This is a genomic window from Paenibacillus sp. P22, from assembly GCF_000469945.2.
Lineage (GTDB): Bacteria > Bacillota > Bacilli > Paenibacillales > Paenibacillaceae > Paenibacillus_O > Paenibacillus_O humicus.
In genome coordinates, this window is the sequence record NZ_CBRA020000125.1 from 1 (window position 1) to 15,503 (window position 15,503).

Genomic DNA, 15,503 nt, shown 5'->3' on the forward strand with positions numbered 1-15,503 from the left:
GGAGGCCGGGCGCATCGCCGCCGACCTCCTCGGCCGCTACGACAGCGAGCTCGCGCCGCGTGTCGCTGCAGGGGTGAAGGCGGCGCAAAAGGCCGCCGCAGAAGCCGGCGACGCCCTGAAGCGGGCGCATGCCGAGCTGCCCGCCGTGACCGGACTGCTCCAGGATGCCGCCAAAGGCATCGCATTCGGCCAGAGCAAGCTCGACGCCTTCCAGAGTCGGCTGCCGGAGGCCGAAAAGCGGATTCGAGACCTCGCGGCCAAGCTCCGCGAGCTTCGCAAGAAAGGCAATCTCGGCGAAGCCATCGAGCTGCTCAAGAGCAATTACGTCCAAAAAGCCGAATTCCTGGCCCGCCCGATCGAGCTGAAGCAGCATTCGCTGTTCCCGATAGCGAATTACGGAACGGCGATGACGCCGTTTTTCACCGTTCTCTCGCTGTGGGTCGGCGCGCTGCTGCTCGTCTCCATGCTCAGCCTGGATGTCCACCGAGATGCGGCAGTCCAGCATGCCTATCTCGGCCGCTTCCTCACCTTCTGGGCGATCGGCCTGCTGCAGTCGCTGCTCGTTACGATCGGAGACATCCTGCTGCTCGGCGTACGCCCCGCGTCGCCGGTCTTGTTCGTGCTGTCGGGGCTGCTCATCAGCACCGTGTTCATGCTTATCGTCTATACGCTCGTATCCGTTCTCGGCAATGTCGGCAAAGCTGCCGCCATCGTCCTGCTCGTGCTGCAGCTCGCCGGCTCCGGCGGCACGTTCCCGGTGCAGGTCACGGCGCCGATCTTCCGGGCATTTTATCCTTTTCTGCCTTTCACCTATGCCGTCGGCCTCATGCGCGAAACGGTCGGAGGCATTCTCCCGGAAGCCGCGCGCAGAGATTTGTCGATGCTGCTGCTCTTCGGCGTCATCGCGCTGCTCGCCGGCCTGATGCTGAAGAAGCCGCTAGGAAGAGCCGCCGAGAGCCTTGCGGCCAAAGCCCGCGCAAGCGGCATTATCCATTGACCAAGCGCAGCGGGCTTCAGGGAATGCCTGATCCGCAATATCGCCAGCCCCTGCTGTCCCTATGCCTATGTTTTATCCACCATTACGCAGATCCATCTGTGCCCGGAGGAATCAGCATGAGATCCCATGCCGCGCCCGAACCCGATAAAGCTCCGCTGTGGCCGATGTTCAAGCGCCTGTTCCTGCATGTCAAAGGACAATGGCCGCTGCTTTTGGCCGCTTGGCTGTCCATGGCCGCCGTCGCCGCCCTGCAATTCGTCATTCCGAAGCTCACCCAGTATGCGGTCGACCATGTCATTCCCGGCAAGCTCTACGGCCAGCTGCTGCCGATCGCAGGAGCCGTCTTGGGGACGGCGGTGCTGCTCGGCGTATTCGGCTATATCAGCAGCTACACGTTCAGCAAAGCCGGCCAGCAGACCGTCTTCGAGATCCGCAACCGCCTGTACCGCCATTTGCAGAGCTCGATCTCGGCTTCTACGACCGCCGCCGCACGGGCGACCTGATGTCCCGCATGACGAGCGATGTCAACCAGCTGCAGCAAATGGTCAGCTCCGGAACGATGGGCATCCTGACCGACGCCGTCACATTCATCGCCATTGCCGGTTACATGCTGCTGGAGAATGCGCAGATGACCGTCGCGCTCCTGGCTTTGTTTCCCGTCATGTTCCTGACGGCCCGCCGCTACGGCGGACGGATGCGCCGCACCTTCCGCCGGGTCCAGGAAACCGTGGCGGAGATGAGCAGCCATCTGCAGGACACGCTCTCTTCCATCCGGCTCGTCAAGTCGTTCTCCGCCGAAGAACGCGAAAGCGCTGTATTCGCCCGCTTGAGCGCCGACAACCGGGACGCCAATCTCCGCTCCACCCGCTTCAGCGCGATTTTCAGTCCCATGATCGACCTGCTTCAATACGCCGGCATGGCTTTCGTGCTCGCCTTCGGCTCCTGGCAAGCGATGCGGGGCGATATGACCGCCGGCTCCGTCATCGCCTACCTCAGCTACTTGCGGCTGCTCCAAAACCCGGTCCGGCGCTTCAGCCGCCTTATGAGCACCGTGCAGCAGTCCGCGGCGGCCTATGACCGCATCATGGAGACGATGTCGGCCGTTCCCGACGTCAAGGACCGGCCCGATGCGAGCGAGCTTAGGCTCGCAGGCGGAGAGATCGCGTTCGAGCAGGTTTCGTTCCGCTACTCTTCCTCCTCCTCCGATGTGCTGCATGAATTCAACCTGACGCTGGCCCCGGGCAAAACGACCGCCCTAGTCGGCTCTTCTGGCGCGGGCAAAACGACGGCAGCCCATCTCGTCATGCGCTATTATGACGCAACCCGAGGGCGGATCACGATCGACGGAACCGACATCCGCGATGTGACCCAGGCTTCCCTGCGCCGTCAGATCGCGATCGTCTCGCAGGATGTCATGCTCCGCAACGGCTCCGTGCGGGCCAATCTGACCTACGGCAAGCCCGGGGCCGCCGAGGAGGAAATGATCAGCGCGGCGCAGGCGGCCTACGCGCATCCGTTCATCGAGGAGCTTCCGGACGGTTACGATACGGAAGTCGGAGAGAGAGGCGTCCGCCTCTCCGGCGGGCAGAAGCAGCGGCTTTCCATCGCCAGGGCGCTGCTTGCCGACCCCAAGGTCATCATCCTCGACGAAGCGACGGCATCTCTGGATACGGAATCCGAACAGCTCATCCAAGCAGCGTTGGAAACCCTTTTGTCCGGAAGAACAAGCCTCGTCATCGCTCACCGCCTCTCCACCGTCCGCAGAGCCGATCTCATCGTCGTCATGGAGCAAGGACGCATCGTTCAAAGCGGCACCCACGAGGAGCTCATGGAGCAGGGCGGCCGCTATCGCCATCTGTACGAGCTTCAGTTTCCGCAGCAGGCAGGATGATTTCATTCTTGCTGCAAGCCGATTGATCCGCTCCTCGGCAGAAAGGCTCCTTTCACTCCGCTGCAAGCAGGCGGATTCCGTCCTTTTTCTTTACCGGGTATGAAACTCCCGGCCGGGGCGAATCCTACCCAAGGACGCTTTTCCGGCGCTCGAGTACATTACGCGAGAGAAGGGTGACGGCAGGAGTGAAACCAGATAAACGCGGCGGTTCCGCCGCCGTATCGGGCGGAGGGATAAAGCGGCCGCGCGGAAAGTTCGTTGGCAGGGAGCCTCAGCCATCCCACAAAAAAGCCGATGACAGCCGCACAGCCGCCCTTCTCGCCCTCTCATCCGTTCCTTTGATCATGACGCTGGGCAATTCCATGCTTATTCCCGTGCTGCCCGCCATCGAAACGGCGCTCGGCATCACGCCTTTGCAGGCAAGCCTCATCATCACGGTCTACTCCGTCATGGCCATCATTCTGATTCCGATCGCCGGATATCTATCCGACCGCATCGGCCGCAAGAAGGTCATCATTCCCTCGCTGATCCTGGCCGGGGCGGGAGGCGCTGTATGCGGCTGGGCCGGCAGTCTCCAGCCAGGGGGTTACGGCATCATTTTGGCGGGAAGAGTGCTGCAGGGAATCGGCGCTGCCGGCGCCATGCCGATCGTCCTCCCTCTGGTCGGGGACATGTTCCGGAGCGAGCAGCAGGTCAGCGCGGGACTCGGGCTGATCGAAACCTCCAACACATTCGGCAAGGTGCTCAGCCCGATTCTCGGATCGGCTCTCGCCCTTCTTGCCTGGCAGGCGCCGTTCTGGTCCGTGCCTATTCTTTGCGCGCTCTCCATTATCCTTGTGCTGTTCCTGGTCAAGGTTCCGCCCAAGCAGGGCGAGGAAGCAGCAGCGCCTCCGCCTCCAGGCAAATTTTTGAGCGGCGTTTGGAACCTTTACCGAAGCAAGGCGGGATGGCTGACGGCTTTGTTCGTCGTAGGCTGCTTTTCGATGTTCATTTTATTTGGGCTGCTGTTCTACCTGTCGGAAACGCTGGAAAAAAGCCATCACATGAAGGGCATCCTGAAAGGCCTTGTGCTCGCGATTCCTTTGGCCGTTCTGTGCGCTGCTTCTTATGCTGCGGGAAAATGGATCGGCGAGCATAAAAAAGTGATGAAATGGACCGTCACCGGAGGGTTCCTCCTCTGCGCGGCCAGCATCGCCGCCTGCCTGTTCTGGGAGGCGACCTCCATCCGCATCGCCCTGCTGTCCGGCGCAGGCCTTGGCATCGGTGCCGGCTTGCCCTGCCTCGATGCCTTCATTACCGAAGGCATCGACAAAGAGGAGCGCGGGACCATCAGCTCGCTGTACAGCAGCATGAGATTTATCGGCGTGGCCGCAGGCCCGCCCGTCGCTTCGCTGCTCATGAAGCAGTCCGCGCCTTTGCTCCTGGGAGTAATGGCTTCCGTGGCTGCCGCCGCCTTCATACTCGCACTTGCCGGGATTCGCCCGCGCAATGACAAAGGCTGAGCCGCTCAAGCGGCTCAGCCTTTCGCCGATTACAGGCCATCCCGGCTTTACGGTATGCATCTGCTTTCACTTCTTACAGACCTTCCGGGTACGGGTAGGTGTCCCGCTTTTCGCCAATCAGGCCATTCGGCTATACGGACATAAATTCTGCTCTCGAAGCTTACAGGCTTCCGGCTTTACGGGCATAAGCTCCGCTTTCACCGCTTACAGGCCATCCGGCTTTACGGGCATAAGTTCCGCTTACGCCGATTTCAGGCCTCGCGGTTCCTCCCAATGTCCGCCGATACAGGCCATTCCGGATTTATCGGACATACGTTCCGCTATTTGACCCTTTTGAAGGCTAATTCGGATTTATCGGACATACGATCCGCTATTCCCCATTTTTTATCCGCATAGAGGTAGATTTTACAGAAATAACGGATCTGATGTCCGATAATCGCCCATGAAGGCTCATTCTCGCTCAAATAACGGATCCTATGTCCGATATCGGTTAATTGGCATTTCCCCGTTTGATTTAGAAGCACAACCGAGGCGCGCAGGCATCATTGGCATCATATTTGTGATCTCATAGGCGTTTTCTTGTCTCCAGTTCCGTTTTTCTAACTTCTCTTCTGTTTTCTGATACCATTCTTCTCTTCTGTTTTCTGATCCCATTTGTAAACGGTGAGTTCATGTTTCGTTTTCGGCTTCCGTATCTGTCTTCGATTTTGTGCTGCATTCGTTAACTTTCGGCTTCATTTTCCTTGCTTTCTCTACTTGACCCCGTTGGTTGTGTTCCGACATCCTTTTCCAGAAAAGCCTATGCAGGCTGCTTGGAGACATCTTACAATGGAAGAAAAAGGGGATGGATACCGAATGGAAAAGAATCTCGTCCGAATCGCACTCGCCCAAACCCGCTTTCCCAAGTCTCTAGTGGATGGAGAAGATCTCATAGCCCGAGGAATAAGCCAGGCTGCAGATCAGGGAAGCGCCATCGTCTGTTTTCCGGAGGCAGTCCTTCCGGGGCTGAGAGGGGTCGGCTTCGATGTTGAGCCCTATGATCACGAGGCCATGCAGGCTGTGCTGAAGCGCGTCTGCGAGCTGGCCGCCAGCCGCCGGATCGCGGTAGTTCTGCCTACGGAATGGAGGGGCGAGGGAGGCATGGAGCTGGCGGCATTTGTCATTTCCGCCGATGGCGAGCTTCTTGGACGCCAGACCAAAAATCAGCTCGATCCGGACGAAGAGCCATTCGGTTACAACCCCGGCGTTGGAAGAACGCTGTTCGAGATCGAAGGGCTCAAGTTCGGCATCGTCATCTGCCATGAGGGGTGGAGGTATCCCGAGACCGTCCGCTGGGCCGCGCGCCGAGGAGCGGATATCGTCTTTCATCCCCAGTTCACTCCCGCGGTGCCCAACCCTGAATTCTACATAGGCGCCATGGCTTGCCGCAGCGGGGAGAACCAAATTTACTTCGCGAGCGTCAATTTCGCCTTGAAAGGTCAGCAGGTCGTCACCAGCCTGATCTCCCCTGCCGGTGAAACGCTTGCCTCGGCATCGCCCGAAGTCGACGAGCTGATCGTCTATGATATCGACCCTGCCCAGGCTACTCGCCGTCTTGCGGGCAGGCTGCGGCCGGAGCTGCTTGGGTGAGCAGCGCGCCAAACAAATAAATGGGGATAGGCCGGCAGGCCATCCCCGTTTTCACTATCCAGCTTTTTCGGCTCAGCTTTTTCGGCTCAGCTTTTCAACTCAGCTTTTTCGGCTCAGCTTTTCAACTCAGCTTTTTCGGCTCAGCTTTTCGGCTCAGCTTTCCAGTTCAGCTTTCGGCTCAGCTTTTTCGGCTCAGCTTTTCGGCTCGCTTTCTTCTCAGCATTTCAGCTCTTCAGCTCTTCAGCGCTTCAGCTTCAGCTTTTCGGCTCGCTTTTGCCGTCGTAGCGCCTGGTCCATTCCATCAGAATCTCGTCGCGATCCTTGGCCGCTGCCTGCAGGTCATATTTGATAAGCTGATCGACCGGGTTTTTGGCATAACCGGCCGGAAGCTCGCCCGACTCGTCCTTCACGGCCGTAATGGGATAGTTTTTCTTGTACTCCTTCATCGCGTCGTCCGTGATGGCCCAATCCAGAAACTCCTTGGCGGCCGGGTTGATGTTCGGCTTCTTGATCAGGGCATTGGCTTCGACGTCCCAGCCGGAGCCCTCCGCAGGAAAGACGGCTTCAACCGGCGTTCCCTTGTCCTGCTCGGAGATGACCCGGTAGCCGAAGGAAATTCCGATTGGGTACTCGCCCGTTCCCGCCATCTTGGCCGGCTTGGAGCCGGAGTGCACGTACATGGCGATGTTCTCGTTGAGCTTGTCCATGTAAGCCCATGCTTTGTCGGCGCCCATCAGCTGGATCAGGCCGGAGACGGTCAGGAAGCCCGTGCCCGAGGAAGCAGGGTTCGGCATCGTGATCAGACCTTTGTATTCCGGCTTCAGCAGATCCTCGTACGATCTCGGAATCGCCAGCCCCTTCTTCTCCATCTCCGTCTTGTTGACGGCGAAGGCCGTTTCCCATGCATCGATGCCGACCCAATGGGCAGGCTCCCTGTCATCCTTGAAGGTCGTCTGAATGCGCTCCATGCCCGTCGGCGAATAAGGCTCCAGCATGTCGTTCTGGTCGAGCACGAGCAGGCTGGTCGCCGCCGTTCCCCAGACGACATCCGCCTGCGGGTTGTCCTTCTCCGCCAGCAGGCGGGCCGTTATGATGCCGGTCGAATCCCGGATGATGTTGATCTTGATGTCGGGGTGCTGCTCGTCCCATGTTTGGAGATATTCCTTGATCTGATCGTCCTCAAGCGCCGTGTAGACGAGCAGCTCGGAGCCTGCCTTGCCCTGCTTGGCCTGCGTGCCGCCGGACGAGCCTTCCGATACCGTTCCTCCGCCGCCGGTTCCGTTGCCGCATGCTGCTACCCAGGTGAATGCGGCGAGCATCGCCGCTGTCAACAGCCATTGTTTCTTCATGGTCTTTTCTCCCCTTCGCTTCGGCTTCGCTCTCCCTTCCTACATTAGCGTTGGTTGTTCAATGGAACGTAAAGCGAATATGAATGATTTGTATTGTTTTGGCTCTTATGTGGATTCATCCGAAGTTTTTCTTCACAAAACCCGTGTTTTGGTTGCGTTTCAAGCTCTTCCCGACCATTCATCCCCTCTTCCAAAATAAAGGGAAAAGAAAAAGGGCATCCTTATACCTATGCCTTCCGAGTCGCATATGCCCCTTAAAAGCTCTTTCATTTTGCTTACTAAAGTTGAGAAACAATAGATAATTTAGTACAATGAATAGACTTAAAGGAGGCCTATTCTTATGTCCGCTTCACCGAGAAAGATGGAACTTGGAATCAGCACGTTTTTGGAGGCTATGCCAGCCTCGACTGCAGGCCCGACGATCAGTCACGCCCAGCGTCTGCGCAACGCGGTCGAGGAGATCGTCGTCGCCGAGCAGGCCGGTCTGGACGTCTACGGCATCGGAGAGCATCACCGGCCTGATTATGCGGGCAGCGCTCCGGCCGTCGTGCTTGCCGCTGCGGCGCCCCTGACTAAGAAGATCCGCCTGACCAGCGCCGTCACGGTTTTGTCCTCGGACGATCCCGTCCGCGTCTACCAGCAGTTTTCCACTCTCGACGGCCTTTCGAACGGACGTGCCGAAATCATGGCGGGGCGGGGCTCGTTCATCGAGTCGTTCCCCTTGTTCGGCTACAGCCTGGATGATTACAACGAGCTGTTCGACGAGAAGCTGGAGCTGCTGCTGAACATCCGGCAGTCGGAAAAAGTGAGCTGGCCAGGCGGCCATCGCCCGGCCATCGACAACCAGGGCGTGTACCCGCGGGCGGTGCAGGAGCCGCTGCCGGTCTGGATCGCTACCGGGGGCAACCCGGAATCCGCCATTCGCGCAGGCGTGCTCGGCCTGCCCGTCGTTTTCGCGATCATCGGCGGCATGCCGGAAAGATTCGCCCCGCTGGTTGATCTCTATCGCCGCGCCGCCGCCCAGGCCGGCCATGATCTCTCGAAGCTGCGGGTCGCCACGCACTCGCACGGCTTCGTCGGCGATACGACGCAGGGAGCCGCCGATGCTTTCTTCCCTCATAACCAGGCGCAGATGAGCGCCATCGGCAAAGAACGCGGCTGGGCCGGCTACGACCGCGCCGCCTACGACCAGTCCCGCACTCTGAGGGGCGCGCTGTATGTCGGCGACCCCGAGTTCGTTGCGGAGAAGATCGTGCTGCTGCGCAAGAACCTCGGCCTCGACCGCTTCTTCCTGCATGTTGACGTCAGCACGATGCCGCATCGCGAAGTGCTGAAGGCCATCGAGCTGCTCGGGACGAAGGTTGCTCCGATCGTGCACAAGGAGCTGGAGCGCATCGAGGGAAGCTGATTCCCTTCGTCCAGCCGCATAAAAGAAGCCCCTCCGGACCAAGCCGGGCCGCGGCACCCTCAAAGGGTCGCGGCGCCAGCTTGTTCCGGCAAGGGGCTTTTTCGTTTTTGTCAGGTCGCGGCCAACATCTCCAGCGCTCTAGCAAGCGGTCGGAGAGGATCGCCGATCTGCCTGCCCGTCTCCAGCCCGGCCCTCTCGGCCGCTCCGGCCATCGACAGCTGGGCGACGGATACAGCCAGCCGGGGATCGGACTCCGCCTTCCGGATGAGATGAGCGGTTACCGCATCCTCATAGTCCTTTTTCCGTCCGGCCATGATCAGGCTGAACAGCTCCGGGACGACCTCCGCGCGGACATCCGGCGTCGTGCAGGAGGAAGCCTCCGTATAGGCTTGCAGCCTCGCCATCGTTCCTTCTACTGTGGCCGGGTTGCTGAACAGCAGCAGCTGCGGCTGCCTGATTCGGCAGACTTCCTCGAAAAAGGGTTCATCGATCTTGAGTACGGCCGGCAGTCCGGCTGGCAGACGGGAATCGTCAAGCAGCGCGATATAGTTGGTGCAGGTAATCAGGATGACATCCGCTCCCGCCGCAGCCATCCATTCCAGCTGCTCCAGCACCCTGTCGCCGGCCCCGTCTCTGGCGAAGCCGGGATCCCTTCCGATGCGGGCGAGCAGGCCGGGATCGACGTAATGCTCCAGGACGAATCCCCGAGGCGCGATCCCTTGGATATACCCGATATTGGATTCATGCGCATGCAGGCAAGCCAATTTTAGAGCCAATGCAATCTCTCCGTCCGCTTTTCTCCCTATTTTACCAGCAGCTTCCTCCCTTGTCCGGCGCTGGCCCCGAAAAGATTAAAAAGCCCGGCTGTTCCCAGCCAGGCTATCTCTCCTAATCCGCCACGATCCAGTGCACGTCCTTCTCCTCCAGAGACGGCGCCCATTCCATGGGAGGGGCGATATCGCTGACGACGATATCGATCTCCTCCAATCCGCAAGTGCGGCAGTAGTAGATGCTGCCGACCTTGGCATGATCCGCCAGCACGATGCTCTGCGTTCGCCTCGCTTGATCGACAAGGGCGTGTTCATGGAGCGCCTGGATGAGCTGAATACGGCAGGGATCCGCAAGGAGACCGCCATGGAGCTGGCGCTGAGGGCGGAGCGCACGCGCGAATTCGCGCCGATGATCGGCGAAGTGACGGTCGGCCTCTCCTCCGGCACGTCGGGAAGCCGGGGGGCTGTTCCTGGTCAGCCGCAGGGAGCGGCTGGCGTGGGCGGGGACGGTGCTGGCCAAGGTGCTGCCCGGACCGCTGCTCGGCCGCCACCGCATCGCCTTCTTTCTGAGGGCGGACAGCAATCTGTACGGTTCCGTCGGCAGCCGGAACATCGAATTCCGCTTCTACGATCTGCTGGACCCGATTGCGGAGCTCGTCGCCCGCCTTCAGCAGCAGCAGCCGAGCCTGCTCGTCGCTCCCGCCTCGATGCTGCGCCTGCTGGCGGACCTGCAGCGGGAAGGAAGGCTGTCGATCCGTCCGGACAAGCTCGTGTCCGTAGCCGAGGTGCTCGATCCCCTGGACCAGGGAATCATCGAGAAGGCCTTCGGTCAGCGGCTGCATCAGGTCTACCAGTGCACGGAGGGCTTCCTCGGCGCCACCTGCGCCCATGGCACGCTGCATATCAACGAGGATGTCGTCTGCATGCAAAAGGAATATGTTGACCGCGAGGCCGGGAAGTTCGTGCCGATCCTGACCGACTTCTCCCGCCTGACACAGCCGATTGTCCGCTATCGGCTGAACGATCTGCTGACGGAGCGGCAGGAGCCTTGCCCTTGCGGCTCGCCCTTTCTGGCCATCGAGCGGATTGAAGGCCGCTGCGACGATATGTTTGCTTTTCCGTCCGTAAGCGACGACCGGCAGGTGCTGATATTCCCCGATTTCATTACCCGGGCGATCGTGGCTGCAGCCTCCGAGGTGACGGCCTACCACGCCGTTCAGCATGCCCCGGGCGAGATGGAGCTGGCTCTAGAGGTGGACGACCGTCACCGGGAAGCGTCGCAGTCGGCGATCCTGCAGGCGTTGCGGGCGCTCGGCGAACGGACGGGCAGCCAGCCTCCCCATGTAGCCTTCTCGGCTTATCGGCATGCTCCCGGAGACCGCAAGCTGCGCCGGGTAGAGAGGAGGTTCGAGCTTGAGCAGAGCGGCGGAGATCACGCTGTATGAACGGGATTCTGCAGAGAAGATCCCGTGGCCGAAAACAGAGGACGGCCGGTACGCGGAGCGATTTTTGCGGCCGATGCTGGAGCAGTCGGTGGAGGGCTTCATTCCGAATGTCCGGACGAGGCTCTATGTCGTCCAGGCGGGCAAGCAGGTGCTGCCGGTGACGCTGAACGAGGCGGAATACGGCAACTCCTATGTCTGCTCGCCCTATACGCATTATGTCAGCTACGCCCGGCAGGAGCTGCATCTGATCCGCTCCCGCGCGGCCCGCGTGCTGCTCTCCGGGCTGCTGACGGTGATGGGCGGTCTGCTGAAGGCGAGCCGCTTCAACCGGACGGCGCATATCAACAATTGGATGGTGTCCACCAACCTGTACCCGTCCTGCTCTCCCGATCAGCTGAAGGCCGTCGCGCAGACGCTGAAGCAGCGTTTCCCGGATTACGGCCTCGTGCTGCGCTCCTTGAACCGCACGAACCACGGGGAACTGCTGGACGCGCTCGTCCAGGAGGGCTTCCGGCTTGTTCCGAGCCGCCAGATCTATTTCCTGGAGCCGTCGAACCCGGCTGCGATGAACGCCAAGGCCCGCTGGCTGGTGAAGCGCGATTACGCTCTGCTGGCATCGAGCGGCTACGAGGTCATGGATCACGACGAGCTGAAGAGCGCAGATATGCCGCGGCTTGCTGAACTGTACCGAATGCTGTATCTGGAGAAATACTCGTACGACAATCCCCAATTCGGGGAAGCGTTTCTCGAGCTGGCAAGAACGGAGAAGCTGCTCCGCTTCCAGGCGCTGCGGAGCCGGAAGACGGGGCGGATCGACGGGGTCATGGGGTATTTCTGCCGCAATGGGATCATGACGACGCTGTATTCGGCTATGACACCTCGCTGCCGCAGGAGCTTGGGCTGTACCGGATGCTGTCCGCGGTCCTGATCCGGACGGCCGGCTCGAGCGGGCATCTGCTGCATGAGAGCTCCGGGGCCGCTCAGTTCAAGCGCAATCGCGGCGCTGTCTCCGACATCGAGTACAGCGCCGTGTATGATGCCCATCTGCCCTGGCACCGGAGGGCCGGCTGGTCGTTCCTGCATCTTGTGCTGAACCGAATCGGGATCCCGCTGCTGCGGAAATACAAGCTCTGATTGGCCGGGGCGGAGAGGAGAGAGGGATGAAGCAAGGGGATAGAATCGCCCTGATTACGGGGGCATCGAGCGGGTTCGGGCTGCTCACGTCCGTCGAATTGGCCAGGCGAGGATTTAAGGTCATCGCGACGATGCGGAATCCCGGCAAGAGCGGGACGCTGCTCGCAGAGGCTGAACGCGCAGCGGTGCAGGACCGTCTGGAGACGATCCGCCTGGACGTCACGGAACCGGCTGCGATCCGGGAGGCTGTTGCGGATGTCATGCGCAGGCATGGGAGAATCGACGTCCTGGTCAACAACGCGGGCTACGCGGCGGGAGGCTTCGTCGAGGAGGTGCCGATGGCGGCCTGGCGGGAGCAGATGGAAACCAATGTGTTCGGCCTGATCGCCGTCACGCAAGCGGTGCTGCCGCATATGCGCGGGCAGGGCTGCGGGCATATCGTCAATATCAGCAGCGTAAGCGGCCTGATCGCCCTTCCCGGCTACGCGCCCTATAGTACGTCCAAGTTCGCCGTGGAGGGCTTCAGCGAGGCGCTGAGATTGGAGATGAAGCCTTTCGGCATCGATGTCTCGCTGGTGGAGCCGGGAGCTTACCGGACAGAGATCTGGAAGAAGGGCTTCCATGCGGTCCATGTCTCCGACGCCTCTCCATATCGAGGGATGCTGGACAGGATTCTGGCTTATTCGCGCAAAACTTCCGATAACGCGCCGGATCCTGCCGCAGTCGCCCGGCTTGTCGCATCGATCGCCGGCACGGCCAAGCCCCGGATGCGCTACCTGTCCGGGCGCGGCATGAGGCTCTCTGTCTGGGGCCGCGCCCTGCTGCCCTGGCGCTGGTATGAAGCGCTGCTGCTGCGGATGCTGAAGTGACGGCTCATCCTCCGGAATCCTTGGAGCGCGATCCGATCAAATATCCGATGATGGTCGATTCGACCGGAAGGACGACGAGCGTCCACATCTCCTTCAGCCCGAAGTCGGCGGACCGGTAGGAAGCGGGCGTCAGCGTATACACGAGGGCGATGAGCAGGACGCTCAGCGCGATCGTGCCCACGATATAGAGGCGGACATTTTCGCCGGAGCCGAAAAATTTTCCGAGGAAGCCGAGCTCGGCTTTTCTTTTGTCGCTCTCCGCGTTGGCGGCGATGATTTTGCTGGCGACCTTGGGATCCTGGATCTCGAGCTTATTCATCTCCCGGACCTCCCTTGCCGGAGTAGAACGTGAAGGCCAGCGCCCAGGCCGACAAGTCGTAGTGGATCGTCACCTCGTAGCGCAGAGACAGGCTGCGGCTGTCCAGTACGCCCAGATGGATCAGATCCTCATTGCCGGTCGGCTTGCCTCGCGGATAGTTGATGCAGGCGATCCGGACTTCGTTGTAGCGGATCAGCCGGATATCCGTCGCGATGTCGTCCCGCTGCGGGTCGTGCTCGATGCAGAAATGGAACGTCAGAGGGTCCTTTTCTTCCGACAGCGTTATTTCAATCGGGCTCATGCCGTAGGCGGATACGCGGCCGTAATAGACGGCCTCCATTCCCCCGGATGTAATTTTCATCGTCATCCCTCCGATAGCGGTCTCGTACAAGCATCCTCGTTCTAGTGTACGATCGAGGCGGCGGGGACATGACTGCCGAAGGAGCCGGTGACTGGCAAGAGTCCATGACCGGACAAGAGCCTGCTTCTTCCGCCCTTAAACAGCGGTCGTGTTGGGATCAGCTTCACTTCCGGGCACGGCATGCCAAAAAAGGCAGGAAGGACCGAGGTCCTTCCTGCCTTTTTCGTTCCTGCGGGCGTCTTACGCTTTGTTCGAAGAACCGAACTCGCGCATTTTGCCGATGACCGTCGCTTTGATCGCGTCGCGTCCTGGTGCCAGGAATTTGCGCGGATCGTAGACTTCATGGTCAGCCGTCACGATTTCACGGACTTTTTTCGTGAAGGAGATTTGGTTCTCCGTGTTCACGTTGATCTTGGCCGTTCCGAGGGAGATGGATTTCTTGATGTCGTTCGTAGGGATGCCCGTGCCGCCGTGCAGTACGAGCGGAAGCTTGATCGTCTCGCGGATCTCGGCCATTTCCTTGAAGCCGAGGTTAGGCTCCCCTTTGTAAGGGCCGTGGACGGAGCCCAGAGCAGGAGCCAGGCAGTCGATGCCTGTCAGCTTGACCAGCTCGAAGCATTCTTTAGGATCTGCGTAGATAACGCCGTCAGCAACGACGTCGTCTTCCTGGCCGCCGACCGTGCCGAGCTCGGCTTCAACGGAAACGCCTTTGCTGTGCGCGTATTCAACGACTTTCTTCGTCGTCTCGACGTTCTCGTCGAACGGATGGTGGGAAGCGTCGATCATGACGGAAGTGAAGCCGGCATCGATGGCTTCTTTACATTTGTCGAAGCTGGAGCCGTGGTCGAGGTGGATGGCAACCGGAACCGTGATTTTCATTTCGTCGATCAGAGCGCCGACGATGGCGGTAACGACTTTGAAGCCGCCCATGTAGCGGGCCGCGCCTTCGGATACGCCGAGAATGACCGGGGATTGCTCTTCCTGTGCCGCAGCGAGGATCGCCTGCGTCCACTCCAGGTTGTTGATGTTGTACTGGCCGACGGCGTAGCCCTCGGCAAGCGCTTTGTTCAGCATGTCCTTCATGGAAACGAGTGCCATTGTAACTCCTCCTAGTGTCCTGTTTCTGTAGATGGTTTCTCCTCATTGGAGCCCGAGGGCAAAATGAGAATGGCAAGGCTAATGGACCAGCCAATGCTTGTCTACAGCTATTTTAACATAAATGCAGGGCCGTGAACCTGGAATTTATGAGCCAGCCGGCGCTTCAACGCTGACATCGTCGAGTTAGGTTCTGTGAACGCCGGTTGGACCGGGAATCTCCGGCGCAAGTCCAAGGATTAAATTTCCACCGCAAGGCCTCCTTTATTCGCACCAAAGGAAAAAGCCGAAGTATACGGTACACGACCTTCTGACCGATGAAAATAGCGCATTGTTTGGCAGGGAGACCACCGTATGCCGGCTGCTTTTCATGCCTTGACAGAAATATAACTGAAAGGTAATGTATAAGCCATGAATGAGGACAAGCTGTTTGAAGTGCTCGCCGAGCCCCAGCGCAGAAAAATTCTCGACTCCCTGCGCGTCCGGGAGCGCTCTGTCGGAGAGCTGGTTGCTTTATCGTCGCTAAGTCAGCCCGGAATCTCCAAGCATTTGCGGATATTGCGCGAAGCAGAGCTCGTCTCGGTAAGAAAAGAAGGGCAAAGCCATTGGTATCGATTGAACGTGGAGCCATTGAAGGAGCTGGATCATTGGTTCGAGCCTTATCGGCGGTTCTGGTCGGACAAGCTGGACGCACTGGAGAAGCATATGGACGAAGAGGACCGCTAGAACGGCCC

General features: G+C 59.8%; 16 protein-coding genes and 1 pseudogene. 11 read left to right on the forward strand and 6 right to left on the reverse strand.

Going from position 1 to position 15,503, the window contains the following annotated elements:
* The 5 genes and pseudogenes from BN871_RS17035 to BN871_RS17050 form a co-directional block, all read left to right on the forward strand.
* The coding region (locus BN871_RS17035) for a YhgE/Pip family protein (protein WP_048747590.1) at positions 1 to 997 on the forward strand (997 nt) is incomplete at its 5' end.
* 230 nt (positions 998 to 1,227) lie between these two features.
* Positions 1,228 to 1,961: pseudogene (locus tag BN871_RS29950) on the forward strand (ABC transporter ATP-binding protein); the annotation flags it as partial.
* A gap of 129 nt (positions 1,962 to 2,090) precedes the next feature.
* Complete coding sequence (locus BN871_RS29955) at positions 2,091 to 2,888, forward strand: ATP-binding cassette domain-containing protein (protein ID WP_232313144.1); 798 nt, start codon at positions 2,091 to 2,093, stop codon at positions 2,886 to 2,888.
* Between the two features lie 185 nt (positions 2,889 to 3,073).
* Positions 3,074 to 4,390, forward strand: coding sequence for an MFS transporter (locus BN871_RS17045; RefSeq protein ID WP_232313136.1), 1,317 nt, complete (start codon positions 3,074 to 3,076; stop codon positions 4,388 to 4,390).
* A gap of 855 nt (positions 4,391 to 5,245) precedes the next feature.
* Positions 5,246 to 6,019, forward strand: coding sequence for a carbon-nitrogen hydrolase family protein (locus BN871_RS17050; protein WP_048747617.1), 774 nt, complete (start codon positions 5,246 to 5,248; stop codon positions 6,017 to 6,019).
* A 254-nt stretch (positions 6,020 to 6,273) separates the two neighbouring features.
* On the opposite strand, the gene BN871_RS17055 is transcribed toward BN871_RS17050, so the two are convergent.
* The gene (locus tag BN871_RS17055) at positions 6,274 to 7,368 is read right to left on the reverse strand and encodes a putative 2-aminoethylphosphonate ABC transporter substrate-binding protein (RefSeq protein ID WP_021881810.1); all 1,095 of its coding nucleotides are present in this window, start codon (positions 7,366 to 7,368) and stop codon (positions 6,274 to 6,276) included.
* A 340-nt stretch (positions 7,369 to 7,708) separates the two neighbouring features.
* Here BN871_RS17055 and BN871_RS17060 point away from each other — a divergent pair, with 340 nt between their 5' ends.
* Positions 7,709 to 8,776: an LLM class flavin-dependent oxidoreductase gene (locus BN871_RS17060; RefSeq protein WP_048747592.1), complete on the forward strand. Its 1,068-nt coding sequence runs from the start codon at positions 7,709 to 7,711 to the stop codon at positions 8,774 to 8,776.
* A gap of 110 nt (positions 8,777 to 8,886) precedes the next feature.
* Here BN871_RS17060 and BN871_RS17065 read toward each other — a convergent pair whose 3' ends face one another.
* Positions 8,887 to 9,552: a hypothetical protein gene (locus BN871_RS17065; RefSeq protein ID WP_157060320.1), complete on the reverse strand. Its 666-nt coding sequence runs from the start codon at positions 9,550 to 9,552 to the stop codon at positions 8,887 to 8,889.
* Between the two features lie 112 nt (positions 9,553 to 9,664).
* A complete protein-coding gene (locus BN871_RS29220; protein WP_053087000.1) occupies positions 9,665 to 10,066 on the reverse strand; it encodes a hypothetical protein in 402 nt (133 codons plus the stop codon).
* On the opposite strand from BN871_RS29220, the gene BN871_RS17070 reads away from it, so the two are divergent.
* Genes BN871_RS17070 through BN871_RS17080 form a run of 4 tightly spaced genes read left to right on the forward strand, consistent with a single transcriptional unit; the run spans position 10,056 to position 12,994 of the window.
* A complete protein-coding gene (locus tag BN871_RS17070; RefSeq protein WP_053087001.1) occupies positions 10,056 to 10,991 on the forward strand; it encodes a F390 synthetase-related protein in 936 nt (311 codons plus the stop codon). The genes BN871_RS29220 and BN871_RS17070 overlap by 11 nt on opposite strands.
* Positions 10,960 to 11,919 (forward strand): hypothetical protein, encoded by a 960-nt coding sequence (locus tag BN871_RS17075; RefSeq protein ID WP_021877708.1) that lies wholly within the window; start codon positions 10,960 to 10,962, stop codon positions 11,917 to 11,919. Before BN871_RS17070 ends, BN871_RS17075 begins: the two co-directional genes overlap by 32 nt.
* Positions 11,901 to 12,125, forward strand: coding sequence for a hypothetical protein (locus BN871_RS29960; RefSeq protein ID WP_332310230.1), 225 nt, complete (start codon positions 11,901 to 11,903; stop codon positions 12,123 to 12,125). The genes BN871_RS17075 and BN871_RS29960 overlap by 19 nt, the downstream gene beginning before the upstream one ends.
* Before the next feature lie 26 nt (positions 12,126 to 12,151).
* Positions 12,152 to 12,994: an SDR family oxidoreductase gene (locus tag BN871_RS17080; RefSeq protein ID WP_048747596.1), complete on the forward strand. Its 843-nt coding sequence runs from the start codon at positions 12,152 to 12,154 to the stop codon at positions 12,992 to 12,994.
* A 4-nt stretch (positions 12,995 to 12,998) separates the two neighbouring features.
* Here the strand turns inward: BN871_RS17080 and BN871_RS17085 are convergent, their stop codons facing one another.
* The 3 genes from BN871_RS17085 to BN871_RS17095 form a co-directional block, all read right to left on the reverse strand.
* Complete coding sequence (locus BN871_RS17085; RefSeq protein WP_021877706.1) at positions 12,999 to 13,313, reverse strand: hypothetical protein; 315 nt, start codon at positions 13,311 to 13,313, stop codon at positions 12,999 to 13,001.
* A complete protein-coding gene (locus BN871_RS17090) occupies positions 13,306 to 13,674 on the reverse strand; it encodes a DUF6864 domain-containing function (protein WP_048747597.1) in 369 nt (122 codons plus the stop codon). The genes BN871_RS17085 and BN871_RS17090 overlap by 8 nt, the downstream gene beginning before the upstream one ends.
* Positions 13,675 to 13,914: 240 nt before the next feature.
* On the reverse strand, positions 13,915 to 14,772 hold the full coding sequence (locus tag BN871_RS17095) for a class II fructose-bisphosphate aldolase (RefSeq protein WP_048747599.1): 858 nt from the start codon (positions 14,770 to 14,772) through the stop codon (positions 13,915 to 13,917).
* 408 nt (positions 14,773 to 15,180) lie between these two features.
* Here BN871_RS17095 and BN871_RS17100 point away from each other — a divergent pair, with 408 nt between their 5' ends.
* The gene (locus BN871_RS17100) at positions 15,181 to 15,495 is read left to right on the forward strand and encodes a helix-turn-helix transcriptional regulator (RefSeq protein WP_021877703.1); all 315 of its coding nucleotides are present in this window, start codon (positions 15,181 to 15,183) and stop codon (positions 15,493 to 15,495) included.
* Positions 15,496 to 15,503: the final 8 nt, after the last annotated feature.

Coding starts and splice junctions, on each gene's coding strand:
- BN871_RS17085 (WP_021877706.1), bottom strand. CDS start 13,313: ATGAATAAGCTCGAGATCCAGGATCCCAAGGTCGCCAGCAAAATCATC.
- BN871_RS17100 (WP_021877703.1), top strand. CDS start 15,181: ATGAATGAGGACAAGCTGTTTGAAGTGCTCGCCGAGCCCCAGCGCAGA.
- BN871_RS29955 (WP_232313144.1), top strand. CDS start 2,091: ATGTCGGCCGTTCCCGACGTCAAGGACCGGCCCGATGCGAGCGAGCTT.
- BN871_RS17080 (WP_048747596.1), top strand. CDS start 12,152: ATGAAGCAAGGGGATAGAATCGCCCTGATTACGGGGGCATCGAGCGGG.
- BN871_RS29960 (WP_332310230.1), top strand. CDS start 11,901: ATGCTGTCCGCGGTCCTGATCCGGACGGCCGGCTCGAGCGGGCATCTG.
- BN871_RS17090 (WP_048747597.1), bottom strand. CDS start 13,674: ATGAAAATTACATCCGGGGGAATGGAGGCCGTCTATTACGGCCGCGTA.
- BN871_RS17095 (WP_048747599.1), bottom strand. CDS start 14,772: ATGGCACTCGTTTCCATGAAGGACATGCTGAACAAAGCGCTTGCCGAG.
- BN871_RS17050 (WP_048747617.1), top strand. CDS start 5,246: ATGGAAAAGAATCTCGTCCGAATCGCACTCGCCCAAACCCGCTTTCCC.
- BN871_RS17055 (WP_021881810.1), bottom strand. CDS start 7,368: ATGAAGAAACAATGGCTGTTGACAGCGGCGATGCTCGCCGCATTCACC.
- BN871_RS17060 (WP_048747592.1), top strand. CDS start 7,709: ATGTCCGCTTCACCGAGAAAGATGGAACTTGGAATCAGCACGTTTTTG.